General features: G+C 64.4%; 13 protein-coding genes. 8 read left to right on the forward strand and 5 right to left on the reverse strand.

Annotated features, from left to right (window positions below; translation table 11 throughout):
- Nucleotide 1 precedes the first annotated feature (1 nt).
- Complete coding sequence (locus AB7C87_RS21455) at nucleotides 2-760, reverse strand: SDR family NAD(P)-dependent oxidoreductase (RefSeq protein WP_369731562.1); 759 nt, start codon at nucleotides 758-760, stop codon at nucleotides 2-4.
- A gap of 184 nt (nucleotides 761-944) precedes the next feature.
- On the opposite strand from AB7C87_RS21455, the gene AB7C87_RS21460 reads away from it, so the two are divergent.
- Nucleotides 945-1,712, forward strand: a complete 768-nt coding sequence (locus AB7C87_RS21460) for a carboxymuconolactone decarboxylase family protein (RefSeq protein WP_369731563.1) — start codon at nucleotides 945-947, stop codon at nucleotides 1,710-1,712.
- Between the two features lie 66 nt (nucleotides 1,713-1,778).
- Here AB7C87_RS21460 and AB7C87_RS21465 read toward each other — a convergent pair whose 3' ends face one another.
- Nucleotides 1,779-2,975, reverse strand: coding sequence for an MFS transporter (locus AB7C87_RS21465; protein WP_369731564.1), 1,197 nt, complete (start codon nucleotides 2,973-2,975; stop codon nucleotides 1,779-1,781).
- Between the two features lie 207 nt (nucleotides 2,976-3,182).
- Between AB7C87_RS21465 and AB7C87_RS21470 the strand changes: the two genes are divergently transcribed.
- Complete coding sequence (locus AB7C87_RS21470) at nucleotides 3,183-4,331, forward strand: LLM class flavin-dependent oxidoreductase (RefSeq protein ID WP_369731565.1); 1,149 nt, start codon at nucleotides 3,183-3,185, stop codon at nucleotides 4,329-4,331.
- A gap of 24 nt (nucleotides 4,332-4,355) precedes the next feature.
- Here AB7C87_RS21470 and AB7C87_RS21475 read toward each other — a convergent pair whose 3' ends face one another.
- Entirely contained in the window at nucleotides 4,356-5,360 is a 1,005-nt protein-coding gene (locus AB7C87_RS21475) for an LLM class flavin-dependent oxidoreductase (protein WP_369731566.1), read from the reverse strand.
- A gap of 105 nt (nucleotides 5,361-5,465) precedes the next feature.
- A complete protein-coding gene (locus AB7C87_RS21480; RefSeq protein ID WP_369731567.1) occupies nucleotides 5,466-7,301 on the reverse strand; it encodes an FAD-binding protein in 1,836 nt (611 codons plus the stop codon).
- A 134-nt stretch (nucleotides 7,302-7,435) separates the two neighbouring features.
- Between AB7C87_RS21480 and AB7C87_RS21485 the strand changes: the two genes are divergently transcribed.
- The 4 genes from AB7C87_RS21485 to AB7C87_RS21500 all read left to right on the forward strand — a co-directional run bounded on the left by AB7C87_RS21485 (nucleotide 7,436) and on the right by AB7C87_RS21500 (nucleotide 12,180).
- A complete protein-coding gene (locus AB7C87_RS21485; protein ID WP_369731568.1) occupies nucleotides 7,436-8,206 on the forward strand; it encodes an IclR family transcriptional regulator in 771 nt (256 codons plus the stop codon).
- A 527-nt stretch (nucleotides 8,207-8,733) separates the two neighbouring features.
- Complete coding sequence (locus AB7C87_RS21490; protein WP_369731569.1) at nucleotides 8,734-9,498, forward strand: IclR family transcriptional regulator; 765 nt, start codon at nucleotides 8,734-8,736, stop codon at nucleotides 9,496-9,498.
- A gap of 403 nt (nucleotides 9,499-9,901) precedes the next feature.
- Complete coding sequence (locus AB7C87_RS21495; RefSeq protein WP_369731570.1) at nucleotides 9,902-11,077, forward strand: mandelate racemase family protein; 1,176 nt, start codon at nucleotides 9,902-9,904, stop codon at nucleotides 11,075-11,077.
- A gap of 5 nt (nucleotides 11,078-11,082) precedes the next feature.
- Nucleotides 11,083-12,180 (forward strand): Gfo/Idh/MocA family protein, encoded by a 1,098-nt coding sequence (locus AB7C87_RS21500; RefSeq protein ID WP_369731571.1) that lies wholly within the window; start codon nucleotides 11,083-11,085, stop codon nucleotides 12,178-12,180.
- 15 nt (nucleotides 12,181-12,195) lie between these two features.
- Here the strand turns inward: AB7C87_RS21500 and AB7C87_RS21505 are convergent, their stop codons facing one another.
- Nucleotides 12,196-13,392 (reverse strand): CaiB/BaiF CoA transferase family protein, encoded by a 1,197-nt coding sequence (locus AB7C87_RS21505; protein ID WP_369731572.1) that lies wholly within the window; start codon nucleotides 13,390-13,392, stop codon nucleotides 12,196-12,198.
- 126 nt (nucleotides 13,393-13,518) lie between these two features.
- Here AB7C87_RS21505 and AB7C87_RS21510 point away from each other — a divergent pair, with 126 nt between their 5' ends.
- Both AB7C87_RS21510 and AB7C87_RS21515 read left to right on the forward strand, forming a co-directional pair.
- On the forward strand, nucleotides 13,519-14,673 hold the full coding sequence (locus AB7C87_RS21510) for a glycoside hydrolase family 88 protein (RefSeq protein ID WP_369731573.1): 1,155 nt from the start codon (nucleotides 13,519-13,521) through the stop codon (nucleotides 14,671-14,673).
- Nucleotides 14,670-16,331: an acetate--CoA ligase gene (locus AB7C87_RS21515; protein WP_369731574.1), complete on the forward strand. Its 1,662-nt coding sequence runs from the start codon at nucleotides 14,670-14,672 to the stop codon at nucleotides 16,329-16,331. The genes AB7C87_RS21510 and AB7C87_RS21515 overlap by 4 nt, the downstream gene beginning before the upstream one ends.
- The last annotated feature ends 14 nt before the right edge of the window (nucleotides 16,332-16,345 follow it).

The raw sequence follows: 16,345 nt of genomic DNA on the forward strand, positions 1-16,345 counted from the left end.
GTCATCGCCACTGGACCCCCGCGGTCATTCCGCCGTCGACCGGGAGCGAGATTCCGGTCACGAACGACATATCCGACGAGCAGAGCCTGACGACGACGTCGCCGACCTCCGAGGGCTGTGCCGCTCTGTCGAGGGGCGTCACCTCGAGGGCGTTTTCGAGAACGTCCGGGTTCTCCGCGGCCAGCCCGGTTCGGACGATTCCCGGACAGACCGCGTTGACGCGGACGTCTCGGTCGGCGAACTCGAGCGCCGTCGACCGGGTGAGGCCAACGACGCCGTGTTTGCTCGCCGAGTAGTGGGCGATCCCCGGTTTGCCGACCAGTCCGGCCGTCGAGGCGGTGTTGACGATCGCGCCGCCACCGTTCTCGAGTATCGCGGGTATCTCGGCTTTGAGACAGTTGTAGACGCCGTCTAAGTTCACGGCCATGGTTCGCTCCCACGTCTCCGCGTCCGTCTCGGCGATGGTTCCGGTCGATTCGCCGATCCCGGCGTTGTTGTGGGCGAACGCGAGCGAGCCGTAGGTTTCGACCGCCGCGTCGACCATCGCTTCGACGTCCTCCGCGTCGGCCACGTCCCCTTCGACGAACGTCGCATCGCCGCCGTCGTCTTCGATCGCGTCGACCGTCTCGGTTCCACCGTCGGCGTCGACGTCTGCGACGACGACGTTCGCTCCCGCCGCGGCGAAGCGCTCTGCGGTCGCGCGGCCGATACCCGACCCCGCGCCCGTGACGAGCGCCGTCTCGCCAGTGATTCCGTCCATGGTAATTGTCCACGTGTGTGTTGCTCACAATCGGTGATAACGCTGTTGATCGCCTCGAGCCGTCGGCTGATCACCCCGAACCGCCAATTTAGCCGCCTCGAACCGTCGATCGAGCCGCCTCGAGAGCCGGTGTGGTGTCTCGAGAAACGACAACGGTTATGTAGTCGCCTGTTAGCAACTCACTATGGGTTCGAAGACGACGCTGACGGCCGAGCAACGCGAGATCAAAGACCGATTTCGGGAGGACGTAGGCTACTGGGAGCCGGGATTCGACGACCTCCTCCGGATCGATCCCGAGTTCTTCGACGCCTATCGGGAGTGGTTCGCTTACCCCCACACCGAGGGCGCCCTCGAGCCGAAGGTACGGGAGTTCGTGCTGATCGCCGCCTACAGCCAGACGACGCACCTGGGCGAAGACGGCATCAGCCGCCACGTCGGACGGGCGCTCGACGCGGGTGCCACCGTCGAGGAGGTGTTCGAGGTGCTCCAGATCGCGAGCGTCCTCGGCGTCCACTCCTACATGATCGGTGCGAAGCTCCTCGACGAACGGCTGGGACTGTTCGAGTCGATGGACGACGCGGCGTTCGAGGCGTTTCTCGACGAGTTCGAGGAGAAACGCGGCTACCGACCCGACTGGTGGGGGCCCTACGTTGCGCCGGATCCGGCGTTCCTTCGGGTGTACCTCGAGTACTCCTCGCACCCGTGGCTCACCGGCTCGCTCGATCCAAAGACCCGGGAGTTTCTCTATATCGCGATCGACTCGACGCCGGCCCACCTTCTCGAGGAGGGGATCGACGCCCACATGGCGAACGCGATCGAACTCGGAGCGACCGCCGACGAACTCGCCGAAGTCCTCCAGCTGACGAGTCTGCTCACGTTCGATACGATGATCGCGGGCGCCCCGGCGCTCGTCGAGGAGGCACGCAAACGGGATCTCTTACCCGAGGAGTAGGGCTCAGCCGTCTATGTGGAGTCGGATCGACGTTTCTCCCGTGGCTGATTCGAACGAGGGTGGCGATTATTCGACCATCGCCGGCTCCGCGACCGGCGACTCGAGCCGGATCACGAACAGCAAGAGCCCGACAGCGGCGACCGAGACGACGCTCAGGAGGAGCCACGAACTCCGGTAGCCGACCGTATCGGCGAGATAGCCGAACGCGGGCGGGGCGACGAGCGAGCCCGCGACGAGCGAGAGCTGTCCGCCCGCCGTCGCGGCGCCCATCTCGTCGGTCGCGACGAGCGTCGCCAGACAGGAGTAGTAGACGCCGGTGTTCCCGAGGACGAAAAAGCCGAGCACGGAGAAGACGACGGCGGCCTCGAGCGGCGTCGACGAGGCGGGGACGACGAGAAAGACGAGCGCGCCAGCCAGCGCCTGTACGATCAGGATCGCACCGATCCGGACCCGCGGATCGCCGGGAAGCGCGTCGCTCAACCAGCCGGTGATGATGCGCCCGACGCTTCCCCATAGCTGGACGAGTGCGAGGACGACCCCGGCGAACGCGACCGACGTTCCGATCTCCTCCTCGACGAAGAGGACGGTGTAGCCGGTCGTGCTGAAAAGCGCCGCGCCGAGGAAAAAGCCCGAGCCGACGAGCATTCGGTACGGGCCGTTTCGGAGCAGTCCGCCGAAGTCGGGATAGTCGGCGGTTCCGCCGTCGCTCGCACCGGCATAGAACCAGTAGAAGACGACGGCGACGACGATCGCGAAGACGCTCGCGATTAGAAAGCCCGCCTGCCAGAACAACACGCCCGCGAGTCCCGTAACGAGTAGGGCACTGATCCCACTTCCGGCAGTGACCCCGACCTGTTTGATGCCGACGGCGAAGTTCTGCCGTCCGGCGGCGACGTTGTCGTACACCGCCTTGTTCGTTCCCGGCATCGCCGCGGAGTACGTCGATCCGAGCACGAACGCCGCCGCGAGCAACGTTGCAAACGTCGGCGCTCCCGCGACCAACACGACGCCGGCGGAGAGTCCGAGGAGACCGAGCGCCAGCACGCGTCGCTCGCCGACTCGATCGGTGAGCGCTCCAACGGGGAGGAGCCAGACGGCGTAGCCGAGCGTCAGCGCTGTTACGACGAAACCGACGTAAAAACGCGAGAGTCCGAACTCGTCCCGAAAGAACGGGGTCGCCGCGAAGATCGTGTAGTAACAGATGCTCGCCGCCACCTGCCACAGCGTTATCAACGACACTGTCCGCCAGTACGACCGATCCATCGACGTCGATCCCTTTCCCGAGTGGATTCTTTACTGTACTGGTTCCCGCCTCGAGTCGCCCGATCGACGGCCCGGGCTCGCCGAAGCCACGACCGCTTCGAAACACGAGGCCGACGGTTCGGCGTGGAATCCGTCCGTTCGGACCACCGATGACTCCCGGCGTCCGTACCCCAAATGTTTATGTGCGACTATCCGAAGGTCCACACGATGGAAACGTATGCGTTCCACCTGATGCCGTATCCGGACATCGACAGTGATGCCTGGCCCTTCGAACAGGACACGTGGGATCCGGAGAAAGGAGCGGAGTATTACGACAACTACCTCGAGCAACTCGAGTACGCCGCCGAACTGGGTTTCGACGGCCTCGGCGTCAACGAGCACCACTACTCGGCGTACGGGCTCCAGCCGTCGCCGAACATCACGGCGGCGAACCTGGCCGGCCGAACCGAGGACGTCGACCTCGCGTTCTTCGGCAACCTGCCGGCGATCCGGGAGAACCCGATTCGCCTCGCCGAGGAGATCGCGATGCTCGACAACATGACCGAGGGACGGGTCGTCAGCGGCTTCCCGCGGGGTATCCCGCCGGAGTATCTGGCGTACAACATCCCACTCGAGGAGTCCCGTCCACGCTTCGAGGAGGCCTGGGACCTCATCATGAAGACGTGGACGGCTGACGAACCGTTCGACTGGGACGGCGAGTACTTCCAGTACGAGAACGTCTACGCCTGGCCGCGACCCTACCAGGATCCGCATCCGGAGATGTGGATGCCCGCCGAGAGCGAGAAGTCCCTGCGGTTTACGGCCGAACGCCAGATCCCGACCGGGACCTCGCTTCACTTCGAGGACGAACTCGGCGAGACGTTCCGGACCTACCGACAGTTCGCCGAGGAGGATTACGGCTGGACGCCGAGTGACGAACACTTCACCGTGCTCTCGTGGATTTACGTGGCTGAGACGACCGAGAAGGCCTACGAGGAGGCTCGCGAACATCTCGAGTACTTCCAGCACGAACTGTTCACCGACGTCCATCTCGGCGTCGCGGCAAGGATGGATGGTGACGACTTCTACAAACCCGAAAAACGCGAGGAGTACATCGAGAACCTCAGTCCTCACGGACAGGCCTCGATCAACTGGGACTTCGAGGAGTCCGTCGACACCGTCGAACTGCTCGTTGGAAGTCCCGAAGACGTCGTCGCGGACATCGAGGAGATGTACGAGGCCGTCGGCGGCTTCGGCCGACTCGTCGGTCACTTCCACTTTGGCGACCTTCCCCACGAACTCGCCATGAAGAACCTCGAACTCTACGCCGAGGAGGTCAAGCCGGAAGTCGACAAGATCGGCGACGTCAACCCCTGACGCGTCCCTCGACGGGTGTTTCCGTCACTCCTCGAGGCGTGGAATGACCGCTTCGCCCAGCAGTTCGATGCTCGAGAGGACGCCCTCCTTGTCGGCCTGATACCCCGGGAACCGGACGAGTACGTTGTCGAACCCCTGCTCGCGGTACTCGAGGAGCGTCTCGGCGACGTCCTCGGGGGTTCCGACGGCGAACAGGTCCTCGTAGCGTTCGAACGTGACGTCCTCGGGATCGACCCCCTCGAACAGCGGCGGCGGACTCTCGCGTCCCGCGTACTCGCGGAACTTCGTCTCGATCGGGTCCCTGATGAGGTCGACCGCGCTTTCGTAGTCCTCGGCGACGCTCGCCTCGACGAGGACGCCCATTTCGGTGTCCTCGACCGTCCGGTCGTGTCGCGACAGCGCCTCGTGGAAGGTATCGACGCGGCGCTCCCAGGTTTCGGGCGCGACCTGCGAGAGCGTCAGCCAGCCATACCCCGAGCGGGCGATGTAGTCGAGTCCCCACTCGCCGTTGAACCCGAGCCAGATGGGAACGTCCTCCCTCGTCGGCTTCGGGTTGATCGTCACGTCCTCGAGATCGTAGGCCGTTCCGTCGTGGCGTACGTGATCTTCGGCCCACAGCTTCTCGAGGACGTCGATCGTCTCGAGCGTTCGGGGGACGCGTTCGTCGCGTGGCACCTCGAACGCCTCGAACTCCGAGGGCAGTCCGCCGGGTCCAAAGCCCATCCGGAGTCGGCCGTTCGAGAGCGCATCGAGCGTCCCAGTCCGCTGGGCGAGTCGGACGGGGTGATACAGCGGTGCGAGCAAGATTCCTTGCCCGAGTTCGACGCGTTCGGTCCGCTCGGCGATCGCCGTCAGGACGGTCAGCGGCTCGTAGAAGGCGTACTCCGCCCGACCGACGTGATCCCCGAGGTAAATTCCGTCGTAGCCGCAGTCTTCCGCCAGCACCGCCTGGTCGACGAAGTACCGAAGCAGTTCCGCGTGATCGTCCTGTGCCTGGGCCTGATTGACGAGGTAGAGTCCAACGTTCATCCGACGTCGAACCGTCGGACGCCGGCTCACAAGTAGATTGTGGTGCCCGAAACGCCACGGCACAGTTCCGATTTGTCACCGAAATTTCTCGGCGCGACGAGACGGTCAGTAACTCCGCTCGACCGGCTCGTACGTCTCGAACTCGCCCTCGAGGACGACGTCGCTGAAGTAGCCCTCCGGTCGCCCGTCGTTCCACGCGATCACCGTGTGTTTCAACCACCGACCGTCGTCTCGCTCCTGGTGGCGCTCTCGCCAGTGGGCGCCGCGAAACTCCTCGCGAACGAGCGCGCCGACGGCGATCGCCTCCGCCACGTCCAACAGGTTTCGCGTCTCGATCGTCTGAATGAGGTCCGTGTTGTACGTCCGCGAGGGATCGGAGACGCCGACCTCCCCATACCGATTTCGGCAGTCTCGAATCGTCTCGAGCGCCGATTCGACGCCCTCCCGCGTTCGAAAGACGTTGACGCCGCGTTCCATTGCACTCTGTAGATCCGCACGAACCTCCGCGTGGTTCGTCCCGTCGCGCTCGAGGAGGCGCTCGACCCGTTCGCGGGATCGATCGACGGCCTCGGCGACGACGTCGCTCGGATCGAGATCCGTTCGACCGCCGTCGGCGCGCGAGCGCTCGTTCGAACCGGCTGACTCCGGCGTGCCGGCGATCCGTGTGAGGTCGGCTTCGATCTCCCCCGCTCGCGCGTCGTCGCCGATTGGAATCTCGGCGTCGGCGTCCTCGCTCGAGGCGGCTCGCTCGCCCGCACGCTTTCCGAACACGATTAACTCGGGCAAGGCGTTGCCGCCGAGTCGGTTCGCGCCGTGGACGGACGGGCAGGCACACTCGCCGGCCGCGTAGAGGCCGTCGATGCACGTCCGGCCGTACTCGTCGGTTTCGATCCCACCCATCGCGAAGTGTTGGCCGGGTTTGACCGGCATCGGTTCGGCGATCGGGTCGACCCCCTCGAAGTCCTCGGCGAGGTGGACGATATTCTCGAGTCGATCCAGAATGCGTTCCTCGCCCAAGTGACGCATATCGAGGGCGACGGCGTCGCCGATCCCTCGCCCCTCCTGGATCTCGATCAGTTCGGCACGGGAGACGACGTCGCGGGAGGCGAGCTCCCCGGAGTTGTTCGCGTAGCCGTACTCGAACATGAATCGCTCGCCCTCGCTGTTGTAGAGAATGCCGCCTTCCCCTCGCACGCCCTCGGAGATCAACACGCCGGTCGAGGGAAGCGTCGTCGGGTGAAACTGGACGAACTCCATGTCCTGGATGGGGACGCCGGCGCGGTAGGCCATCGCGACCCCGTCGCCGGTGTTGGAGACGGCGTTAGTCGTGTGGTTGTACGCCTGTCCGAGCCCGCCGGTCGCGAGGACGACGCCCTCGAGGGCTCGAAACCCGGTCAACTCTCCGCTCTGGATATCGTACGCGACGACGCCGTGACAGCGACGGTCGGTCGGCTCGGGGTCGTCCGTGACCGCAAGCGAGAGCACGTAGTACTCGTCGTAGACGGCGATTCCGCGTTTGACCACCTGTTCGTACAGCGTATGCAACAGGTGGTGGCCGGTCTCGGCTCCAGCGTACGTCGTCCGCGGCGCCGAGTGCCCCGCGAGATAGCGCTGGTCGATCCCTCCCTCGTCGTCGCGTGAAAAGGACATCCCCCAGTGCTCGAGGCGGGTCACTTCGGCGGGAGTCTCCCGACAGAGCGCTTCGACGGCGGGCGCGTCCGCGAGGAAATCCGCGCCTTTCATCGTGTCGTATGCGTGTAGCTCCGGGGAATCGCGTTCGTGCAAGGCGGCGTTGATTCCACCCTCCGCCGCGCCGGTGTGTGAGCGGACCGGGTGCAGTTTCGAGACGATCGCGACGTCGGCCCCCGCTTCGTGGGCGGCGATGGCCGCGCGAAGACCAGCCCCCCCGCCACCGACGACGATAACATCGTGCGCTCTCATCGACGCGATATTGCGATCCGTGACCCTTTAACGTATGGATGCCTTCGCGTTCTCTCGGAGCACGCCGCCGCCCGAGACATACGTTCGAGAATACGGAACGTTAATGAGGGTGGAAACGTACGGTATGTACAACCATGGACGACCCAAGCGCCCCCACGAACCCGGTATCAACGGTCGACACGGCGTTCGACATTCTCGAATTTATCTACACGAGCGAGGGCGTTACGCTCGGCGAGCTGTCCGCCGAGTTGGATCTTGCAAAGAGTACCGTCCACCGCCACCTGCACACTCTCAAACACCGCCAGTACGTTGTCTGCGAGGACGACCGCTACTATCTGAGCCTGAAATCCCTCGAGTTCGGCAAGCACGTCCAGACTCGGAAACGTGGCTACCGGATGGCCAGGGACAAAGTCGAGAAGCTAGCCGAAGAGACCGGCGAGCGCGCCCAGTTCATGGTCGAAGAGCACGGCCAGGCGGTCTACGTCCACTGTGAGACGGGGAGCCAGGCGGTCCAGACTGACCCGGGAATCGGAAAACGGGTGCCGATTCACGCCATCTCGGCGGGGAAAGCAATTCTCGCGGAACTCCCGGACGAGCGCGTCGAATCGATCCTGGACCGACACGGTCTCCCGGCGATTACGGCGCATACGAAGACCGATCGGGAGAGTCTATTCGAGGAACTCGAACGGATTCGGGAACGAGGATACGGCGTCAACTACGAGGAGAACGTCGAGGGACTCCGCGCCCTCGGAACGTCGATCCGGGACGCCGACGGCGACGTCCTCGGTGCGATCAGCGTTTCGGGCCCGAGCCACCGAATGAAAGGCCCGCTGTTCGAAGAGGAGCTTCCGAACCTCCTGCTCGGCACTGCGAACGAACTCGAGTTGAACATCGTCCACTCGTAGAAGGCGTTCTGTATTCTCGAACGTATGAATTACGAATGTACATTTGTAAAAATACCACACTCTCTTGTCGTAGTTATTCGCATGAGTCGGAACAGCGTCGCTTTCCGGTCAGCTCTCGTCGGTCCAGGTATAGACTGGCCCCTGATACGAATCAATTCACGAGTTAGACACACAATCGGAATTAATAATTCATCCGGGAGATATAACCGATCTCGTCGCCGGTAACCGACGGTTCGATCGTCACTCACGGACACTTTTCACTGATTCGTCGAGGCTCCAATCACCTCATCGAATCCTGATTTCCTCACAAATTTCTCACAGCACAATTGTCTATCTTCCCGCCGAACGACGTCGAGTCGCGTTCGATTTCGATGGGCCGTCGGCGACGTGGACTCTCCGTTATCGTTTCAGGTGATCAACACGTGGGTGGACACCGTTGACCTATTTTGTTCAGAATGGATGAACATCGTGCGTTCAGAATGGGTGAACAAGCGTTAAGTACCGTCGGGTAGAACTAACCGGTCACAATGGGGACACAGGCAAAAAATCCGGTCAAAGCGGCCGAGACAACGTTCGAGATCGTCAACGCCCTAACCGAACTGGAGGGTGCCGGTGTGACCGAACTCTCGGCACACCTCGAGCTTCCGAAGAGTACGGTTCACAACTACCTGAGCACGCTCGAACAGGAGGAGTACGTCGTGAAAACCGAGACGGGATACGACGTAGGAGTTCGCTTTCTCGAACTGGGATCGTACGCGCGAAATCGCCGGCAGATCTACGAGGTCGCAAAGCCGGAGGTCGACCGTCTCGCTTCGCGGACCGGTGAACGAACGAATCTCCTGATCGAAGAACACGGAATGGGGGTCTACATCCACCAGGCGGCGGGCGAGCAGTCGGTCAAGGTCGACGCGTCAGTCGGCGCGCGGCTCAATCTTCATACGACTGCGCTGGGGAAGGCGATCCTTTCGGGGTACACCCCCGAACGAGTCGACCGGATCGTCGAACAGCACGGTCTCGAGCAAGTTACCGATCGCACCGTGGGATCGCGAGAGGAACTCGAGGCGGAACTCGAGGCCATCCGGGAGCGAGGGTACGCCATCGACGACGAGGAACGTCTCGACGGGCTCCGGTGTCTGGGTGCGCCGGTAAAAGCGGACGACGGCCGAGTCGTCGGCGCAATCAGCGTCTCCGGTCCGGTCAACCGGATGCGCGGGGAGTACTTCGACGAGGAGCTTCCGAACACGTTACTCGAGACCACGAACGTGATCGAACTGAACCTCACGTATTCCTAACCAGGCGCTGACGGCTCGAACCCGACGCGTGATCGGGGAACCACCGCCTCGTTGTCTCTGTTGATTTTGTGTATTACAGACGTACGTTCGTAATAGTGTTTCCCTCTCTCCATGCTCCTCCCAGCGTTCAGAATTACTGAACACGGTCGTCGGGGCCTCGTCGTCGGCCGGGCGGCGGGACGACGACCAATTGTGCGTGAGAGTCCGGAATTCGTCCGAATTCGGTCGGATGGGCGGCATCTACCCGTTCGATCGGATTTGAACGAAAACTGCGCCGACCGTGGCGTGTTCACGATGACTGAATCCTCCGCTCTCGGGCTGGAGCGGTGTGTTTTCGCCTCTGATTCGACCGACGTAGCCGCCAGTAGGTGGATTTATGGTTGCTGGATCAGAGGTCGTAGGTATGGGCCCGACAATCACGCGAATCGAGAGCCGGGAATTTCGGTATCCGCTCGAGGATATCGGAACCGACGAGAACGGGTTCAATCTCGTCTACGATCCCGGTGAGACGACGTGGCGGAAGCTGTTCGGTCTGCGGATCGAGACGGACGAGGGCACGACCGGGGAGTACGTCGGTGGGAACTCTCCCGCGGCCGCCCAGATCAACATGTTCGCCGACTATCTCATCGGCAAGAATCCGCTCGAGCGTGAGAAACACTGGAGCGAGATCAAGCGCGCGCTCCGAAAGTACGACCGGATGGGGATCGGGCCGATCGACATCGCGCTGTGGGACTTCGCCGGGAAGTACTACGACGCCCCGATTCACGAACTGCTCGGGACGTACCGAAGCGATATTCCGGCATACGCCTCGACGTATCACGGCGACGAAAACGGCGGGCTTGACTCGCCGGAGGCGTTCGCCGACTTCGCCGAGGAGTGTCGCGATATGGGGTATCCGGGGTACAAGATCCACGGCTGGGGTGGTGCGGACGCCAGCAGGGACATCGAGCGCGAGATCGCCTCCATTCACGCCGTCGGCGACCGCGTCGGCGACGAGATGGACCTGATGTTCGACCCCGCCTGCGAGTACGAGACGTTCGCCGACGCGCTGAAAGTCGGCCGCGCGCTCGACGAGAACGGCTTTTTCTGGTACGAAGACCCTTACCGCGACGGCGGCATCTCCCAGCACGCCCACGGCAAACTCGGCGAGAAGCTCGAGACGCCGATCCTCCAAACCGAACACGTCCGCGGGCTCGAGCCCCACACGGACTTCATCGCCAGCGGCGCGACGGACTTCGTTCGCGCCGATCCCGAGTACGACGCTGGAATTACGGGCGCGATGAAGATCGTCCGCGTCGCCGAAGGGTTCGGACTCGACGTCGAGTTCCACGCCCCTGGCCCGGCCCAGCGCCACTGTATCGCCGCAACGCGCAACACCAACTACTACGAGCTCGCGCTCGTCCATCCGGACTGTCAAAACACCCAGCCACCGGTCTACGACTGCGAGTACTCGGATATGATCGATACGGTCGACGACAACGGCCGAGTGACGATTCCCGCCGGGCCGGGACTCGGCGTCGACTACGACTGGGAGTACATCGAGGAGAACACGACCGGATCGGTCCACGTCTACGAGTGAACGACATGACCTACACTGCAGGAATCATCGGCACGGGAGGTATCGCTGGTATGGGAATTCTCGGAATGCACGACCCCGAAGACATCGGGCGACGCAAGATCGAGGCGAGTCACGCGGGCGGCTACGACGCCGCCGCCGACGTCGAACTCGTCGCGGTCGCCGACGTCGACGAGGCGAAACTCGAGCAGTTCGGCGAGGCCTGGGAGATCCCCGAGGATCGACGCTACGTCGGCCACGAATCGATGCTCGAGGCCGAGGACCTCGACGTCGTCTCCGTCTGTACGCCGTCGTACTTGCACCATCGACACGTCGTCGATGCCGCTCGGTCGGCGGCTGACCCGTCGGTCGTCTGGTGTGAGAAACCGATCGCCTCGGAGGTCAGCGCTGCCGCGGAGATGGTCGACGTCTGTGCGGAGACCGACACCGAACTGGTGGTGAACCACTCGTTTCGCTTTACCGACAAACTTCAGCAACTCCACGAATTGATTCACGAGGAGAACCTGCTGGGTGAGGTCCAGTCGGTCAGTAGCCAGTTCCGCATGGAACTGTTGCGGAACTCGACGCACTTACTCGATACGCTCGTCTACCTGCTCGATGCACGCGCAGAACGCGTCGCGGGTCACATCACCGGCGAGAACGAGGCCGTCGACTCGCTCAACGCGGACCGGACCGTCGACGACGCGGGCGGCGGCGGCTACGTCGTCATGGACGACGGCACGTTCGTTACGATCGACTGTACGATCCCGCGGGACGTCTCGTCGATGACGTTTTCGTTTATCGGCACCGAAGGGAAACTCTACATGAACAACGACGACGGTGAGTGGCGCTACTGGCGCTTGGAGGACGGCGAGCACGTCGAAGCGCCACTCCCAGGGATCGACGACGCCTGGACCTGGGAGGACGATTACAAGGGATCGTTCGCGAACGCCGCCGACCACATCGTCGACGTCCTCGACGGACGCGCCGAGAACGGCTCGACGGGCCACGAGGCGACCCGATCGCTCGAGATCATCATCGCCTTCTACCTCTCGCATCACTCCGGCGGTCAGATCGACATTCCGCTCGCCCGTCCGCTTCGCGACGTCTGCGTGACGTCGTGGTGATCGGCGACCGATCGCTTACTCGTCGGTGCCGGCGCCGACCACGCCGTCAGCGGCGAGTCGGTCGTAGTCGTCACCGTCGTAACCGAGTTCGGCGAGCAGTTCGGCCGTGTGTTCGCCCGCTTCCGGCGGGTTCGACCGAACGGCCGCGGGCGTCTTCGAGTAGTCGACTGGGAATCCGGTCGTCGTGAACGTCTCGCCGTTTGGATGCTCGAGTTCGATCAGCATCTCGTTGTGTGCGACCTGCGGGTCCTCGGCAACGTCGTGGAAGTCGTTGACGGGTGCGACCCAGACGTCGACGGCGAGCAACGTCTCGACGAGTTCGTCGCTCTCTCTGGAGCGGGTCTCGGCCTCGAGGGTTCGCTTGATCTCGTCGCGTCGCTCGTAGGCGTCCTCGTCGTCGTACTCGGCGAGCGCCGGGAGATCGAGGGCGTCGGCGACCGTCTCGAGTGGCGCCATCGCGATAGCGACGAAGCCATCGGCCGTCTCGTAGATGCCGTAGGGCGCATCGAGCCAGGCCTGGGCGATCCCCTCTTCGCTTCGCTCGAATTCCTGGTCCATGTTGAGCACTGCGGTCAGTTCCTGACACTGCAAGTCGAGCGCGGCGCTGAAGAGATCGACGTCGACGCGCTGGCCTTCGCCCGTTCGCTCTCGATGAAAGAGCGCCATCGTGGTGTGAAGCGCGATCAGCGACGCCGCGTGTTCGTCGACGATCGCCGTCCCGACGGGCGTCGGCGGATCGTCCCGGCGGCCGGTGTACCGCGCGAGACCGCTCATCGACTGCAAGAGGAGGTCCTGTCCGGGCCGGTCGACGTAAGGGCCGTCGGGACCGAACCCCGATGCCGAGACGTAGATCACGTCTGGGTTTCGTTCGCGGATCGTCTCGTAATCGAGACCGAACCGTTCCATTACGCCCGGCCTGAAGTTCTCCACGACGACGTCCGCGTCGGCGGCGAACTCGAGTGCGATCTCACGGCCGCGGTCGCTTTTGAGATCGAGTTCGATGCTCCGTTTGTTCCGGTTCATCGCGAGGAAAAACGGGCTCGTCCCGTCGAGGGTCTCCCCGCCGGCCTCGAGGAAGCGTTCCCACTCGCCCCCGACCCGTTCGATCTTGACGACGTCGGCGCCCATGTCGGCGAGTTTCTGGGTGGCCCACGGCCCCTGCATCATCTGCGTGAAGTCGGCGATTCGAATACCGTCGAGTGGCAGTGCCATGTGTTGGCCTGTCCTCGGGAGCACCTATAGTTTCCGTCGCCGCACTACCGCGTTCGGCGGCCCACCGGTTCTCGCACGCCACCTTGGGTACGAGTATTGATGTACTTCGAGTGAGTTACGGAGCGTATGGTACTCTCGGAATCGACGCTTCTCGAGGCGAGGGAAGCGTTACGTAAACGGGTGGATGCGACGCTCGCGGAGGTGGGAGACGAGTTCCCCTACGTCCGCGATGGGTCGACGTGGGAGACGACGCCGAACGGAAACTGGTGTGGGGGCCACTGGATCGGCCTGCTCTGGTTCGCCAGAGATGCGGCGCTCGCGACGGGCGACGAGGATGACGCCGATCGATACGAGCGGGCGGCCAGATCGGCGACCGAGACCGTCCACGAGTACATGCCGCGAACGTCGATGTTCTGCGGGATGAACTTCTGCTACGCCGGCTTCGACGGATACGACCGGACCGGCGACCGGCGACTGTACGGCATCGGCCTCGAGGGAGCCGACGCGATGGCCGACGCGTTCCACGAGGGTGCCCGACAGATCCCGCTCGGCGAACTCGACATCAAGGGGCCGGAGCAGTTTCGCGGCCCCGAGAGCGACCACGGCCCGTCGGGTAACCGGATCGGTGCGGTCGACAACGTCTACACGGCTGTGACGGTCCTCTGGCGAGCCTACGAGGAAACCGGGGACACCCGGTTCCGTGACGCCGCCATCTCGCACGCCGACAGACACCTCGACTGGTACGTCCGCGACGATGGGCGGACGTGGCACCACGCCGTCTTCGACGACGACGGTGGGCTCGAACGCCAGTACAACGAACTTGCCCACTCCGAGGAAACCTGCTGGTCGCGCGGACAGGGCTGGAACGTCGCGGGGCTCGCCCGCGCGCACGCCGCAACGGGGGCGGGCCGGTATCTCGACGCGCTCGAGCGGACGGTCGGCTACTACCGACAGCGCTCGCCCGCCGACGGCGTTCCCTACTGGGATCTGGCGGCGCCGGTCGACGAGGACACGCCCCGGGATACGAGCGCGGCGGCGCTGGTCGCCGACGGCCTGCTCGCGTTGCCAGAGAGCGACGACACCGCCGCGCTCAGAGCCTACGGCGAGACGATCCTCGACTCGCTGCTCTCGACGTATCTCGAGACCGACCCCGACGCCCCGAACTACGGCGCGGTCGAACAGGGCTGTTTCAACGCTCCGGGCGAGTACGCGACCAATACGGAGCTGATCTGGACCGACTACTACGTCGCCCGCCTCGTCGAGGACGCACTCGAGGAATGATCGGCTACGACCTCTCCGATCCGGCGCGGGACGACGATTGGCCGACGTTCCAGTGGGACCTCCCCGAGCGGTTCAACGTCGCCGAGACCTGTCTCGACGCCACCGACGAGGCGATCGCGCTCCGGTACGTCGACGAGCGGGGCGAGGAGACGGCCCTTACCTACGACACCCTGCGCGAGGCGACACGGAGCGTGGCCGCGGGCCTGGCAGACCGCGGCGTCGACCGCGGCGACCGGGTCGCCGTCTGCCTGCCCCAGTCGCCGGAGTTGCTCGTCTCCCAACTCGCGATCCTCCGTCTGGGGGCGGTCGTCGTCCCGCTGTCGATGATCGTCGGCGAGGACCACTTCGCCCACGCCCTCGAGCACGCGAACGCCGCCCGCCTCGTCGTGGACGCCGAGCGCGCTCGCGCGCTTTCGAACCCGGCGCTCGATGGGGCGCTCGTCGTCGACCCGGAACCGGCACCCGGACACGACGGACTGGGCGGACTCGCGGATCTCGCCTCCGTGGCGGAGCCGTCGAGTCGGCTCGAGTTTCCGGCCACGACGCCCGACGATCCCGCGTTCGTGCTCTACACCTCCGGCACGTCGGGTGCGCCGAAGGGCGTCGTCCACGGCCACCGGTACCTGATCGGCTCGCTCCCGGGCTATCAGTGCTGGTTTGAACTGTTCGACCCCGAGGAGGCGGCGGCGAGTCGCGTCTTCACTCCCGCCGAATGGGCGTGGGCCGGCGCGCTGTTCAACGTCGTGTTCCCGACGCTCGCGCTCTCGGGAACGGTCGTCGCCCACCACCGACGAAGCGGATTCGACCCGGTGCGCTCGCTTGGCATCTTCGAGTCTCAGGCCGTCCAGTGTGCCTTTCTCCCGCCGACGGCGCTCCGCCGGATTCGCGATGCCGACGTCGCCGCCAACGCCGACCTCGAGGCCCTCGAGGCGATCACCTGCGGCGGCGAGCGCCTCCCGCCGTCGCTCGCCGAGTGGGCGGAATCGACGCTCGACGTCGTCGTCAACGAGGGCTACGGCCAGACGGAGGCGAACGCGCTCGTCGGCGACTGCCAGGGGGCCTACCCGGTCCGGGAGGGGGCGATGGGGAAACCCTACCCCGGACACGACGTCGTTCTCGTCGACGAATCCGGCATTCCGGTTCCCGACGGCGACCTCGGTAGGATCGCCTTACGCACGCCCGATCCGGTCTGCTTTCTCGAGTACTACGACGACCCCGAGGCGACCGAGGCCGCGTACCTGGACGAGGGCCTCCTCGATACGGGCGACCTGGCCGTCAGGGACGACGACGGCTACCTCTTTCACCGGGGCCGAGCCGACGAACTGATCGTCTCCTCGGGGTATCGGATCAGCCCGCTCGAGGTCGAGACGGCGCTGACCGACCACGACGCCGTCGCCGACGCAATCGTCGCGGGGTTACCCGACGAGGACCGGGGTGAACGGGTCGCGGCGGCCGTCGTTACGCAGGGCGCGCCATCCGTCCCCTCGACCGAGAGTGAACGGGAGTCGCTCCGGGCGGACCTCGAGTCGCTCGTCCGCGAGCGCCTGGGCGCCTACAAGGTGCCCCGAGAGTTCGTCTTCCTCGAGGAACTGCCCGAAACGCGGACCGGAAAGGCCGACCGGCGACGCGTCTTCGACTCGGACCGCGAATCCGCGTAGTCGGCGGCCGAAAT

Origin of the sequence: Natrarchaeobius versutus (assembly GCF_041205745.1) — an archaeon.
Taxonomy (GTDB): domain Archaea; phylum Halobacteriota; class Halobacteria; order Halobacteriales; family Natrialbaceae; genus Natrarchaeobius; species Natrarchaeobius versutus.

Bases quoted from the DNA above. Each gene is read 5' to 3' on its own strand.
- AB7C87_RS21500 (WP_369731571.1), top strand. From the start codon at position 11,083: ATGACCTACACTGCAGGAATCATCGGCACGGGAGGTATCGCTGGTATG.
- AB7C87_RS21455 (WP_369731562.1), bottom strand. From the start codon at position 760: ATGGACGGAATCACTGGCGAGACGGCGCTCGTCACGGGCGCGGGGTCG.
- AB7C87_RS21470 (WP_369731565.1), top strand. From the start codon at position 3,183: ATGGAAACGTATGCGTTCCACCTGATGCCGTATCCGGACATCGACAGT.
- AB7C87_RS21515 (WP_369731574.1), top strand. From the start codon at position 14,670: ATGATCGGCTACGACCTCTCCGATCCGGCGCGGGACGACGATTGGCCG.
- AB7C87_RS21475 (WP_369731566.1), bottom strand. From the start codon at position 5,360: ATGAACGTTGGACTCTACCTCGTCAATCAGGCCCAGGCACAGGACGAT.
- AB7C87_RS21460 (WP_369731563.1), top strand. From the start codon at position 945: ATGGGTTCGAAGACGACGCTGACGGCCGAGCAACGCGAGATCAAAGAC.
- AB7C87_RS21505 (WP_369731572.1), bottom strand. From the start codon at position 13,392: ATGGCACTGCCACTCGACGGTATTCGAATCGCCGACTTCACGCAGATG.
- AB7C87_RS21485 (WP_369731568.1), top strand. From the start codon at position 7,436: ATGGACGACCCAAGCGCCCCCACGAACCCGGTATCAACGGTCGACACG.
- AB7C87_RS21510 (WP_369731573.1), top strand. From the start codon at position 13,519: ATGGTACTCTCGGAATCGACGCTTCTCGAGGCGAGGGAAGCGTTACGT.
- AB7C87_RS21495 (WP_369731570.1), top strand. From the start codon at position 9,902: ATGGGCCCGACAATCACGCGAATCGAGAGCCGGGAATTTCGGTATCCG.
- AB7C87_RS21480 (WP_369731567.1), bottom strand. From the start codon at position 7,301: ATGAGAGCGCACGATGTTATCGTCGTCGGTGGCGGGGGGGCTGGTCTT.
- AB7C87_RS21465 (WP_369731564.1), bottom strand. From the start codon at position 2,975: ATGGATCGGTCGTACTGGCGGACAGTGTCGTTGATAACGCTGTGGCAG.
- AB7C87_RS21490 (WP_369731569.1), top strand. From the start codon at position 8,734: ATGGGGACACAGGCAAAAAATCCGGTCAAAGCGGCCGAGACAACGTTC.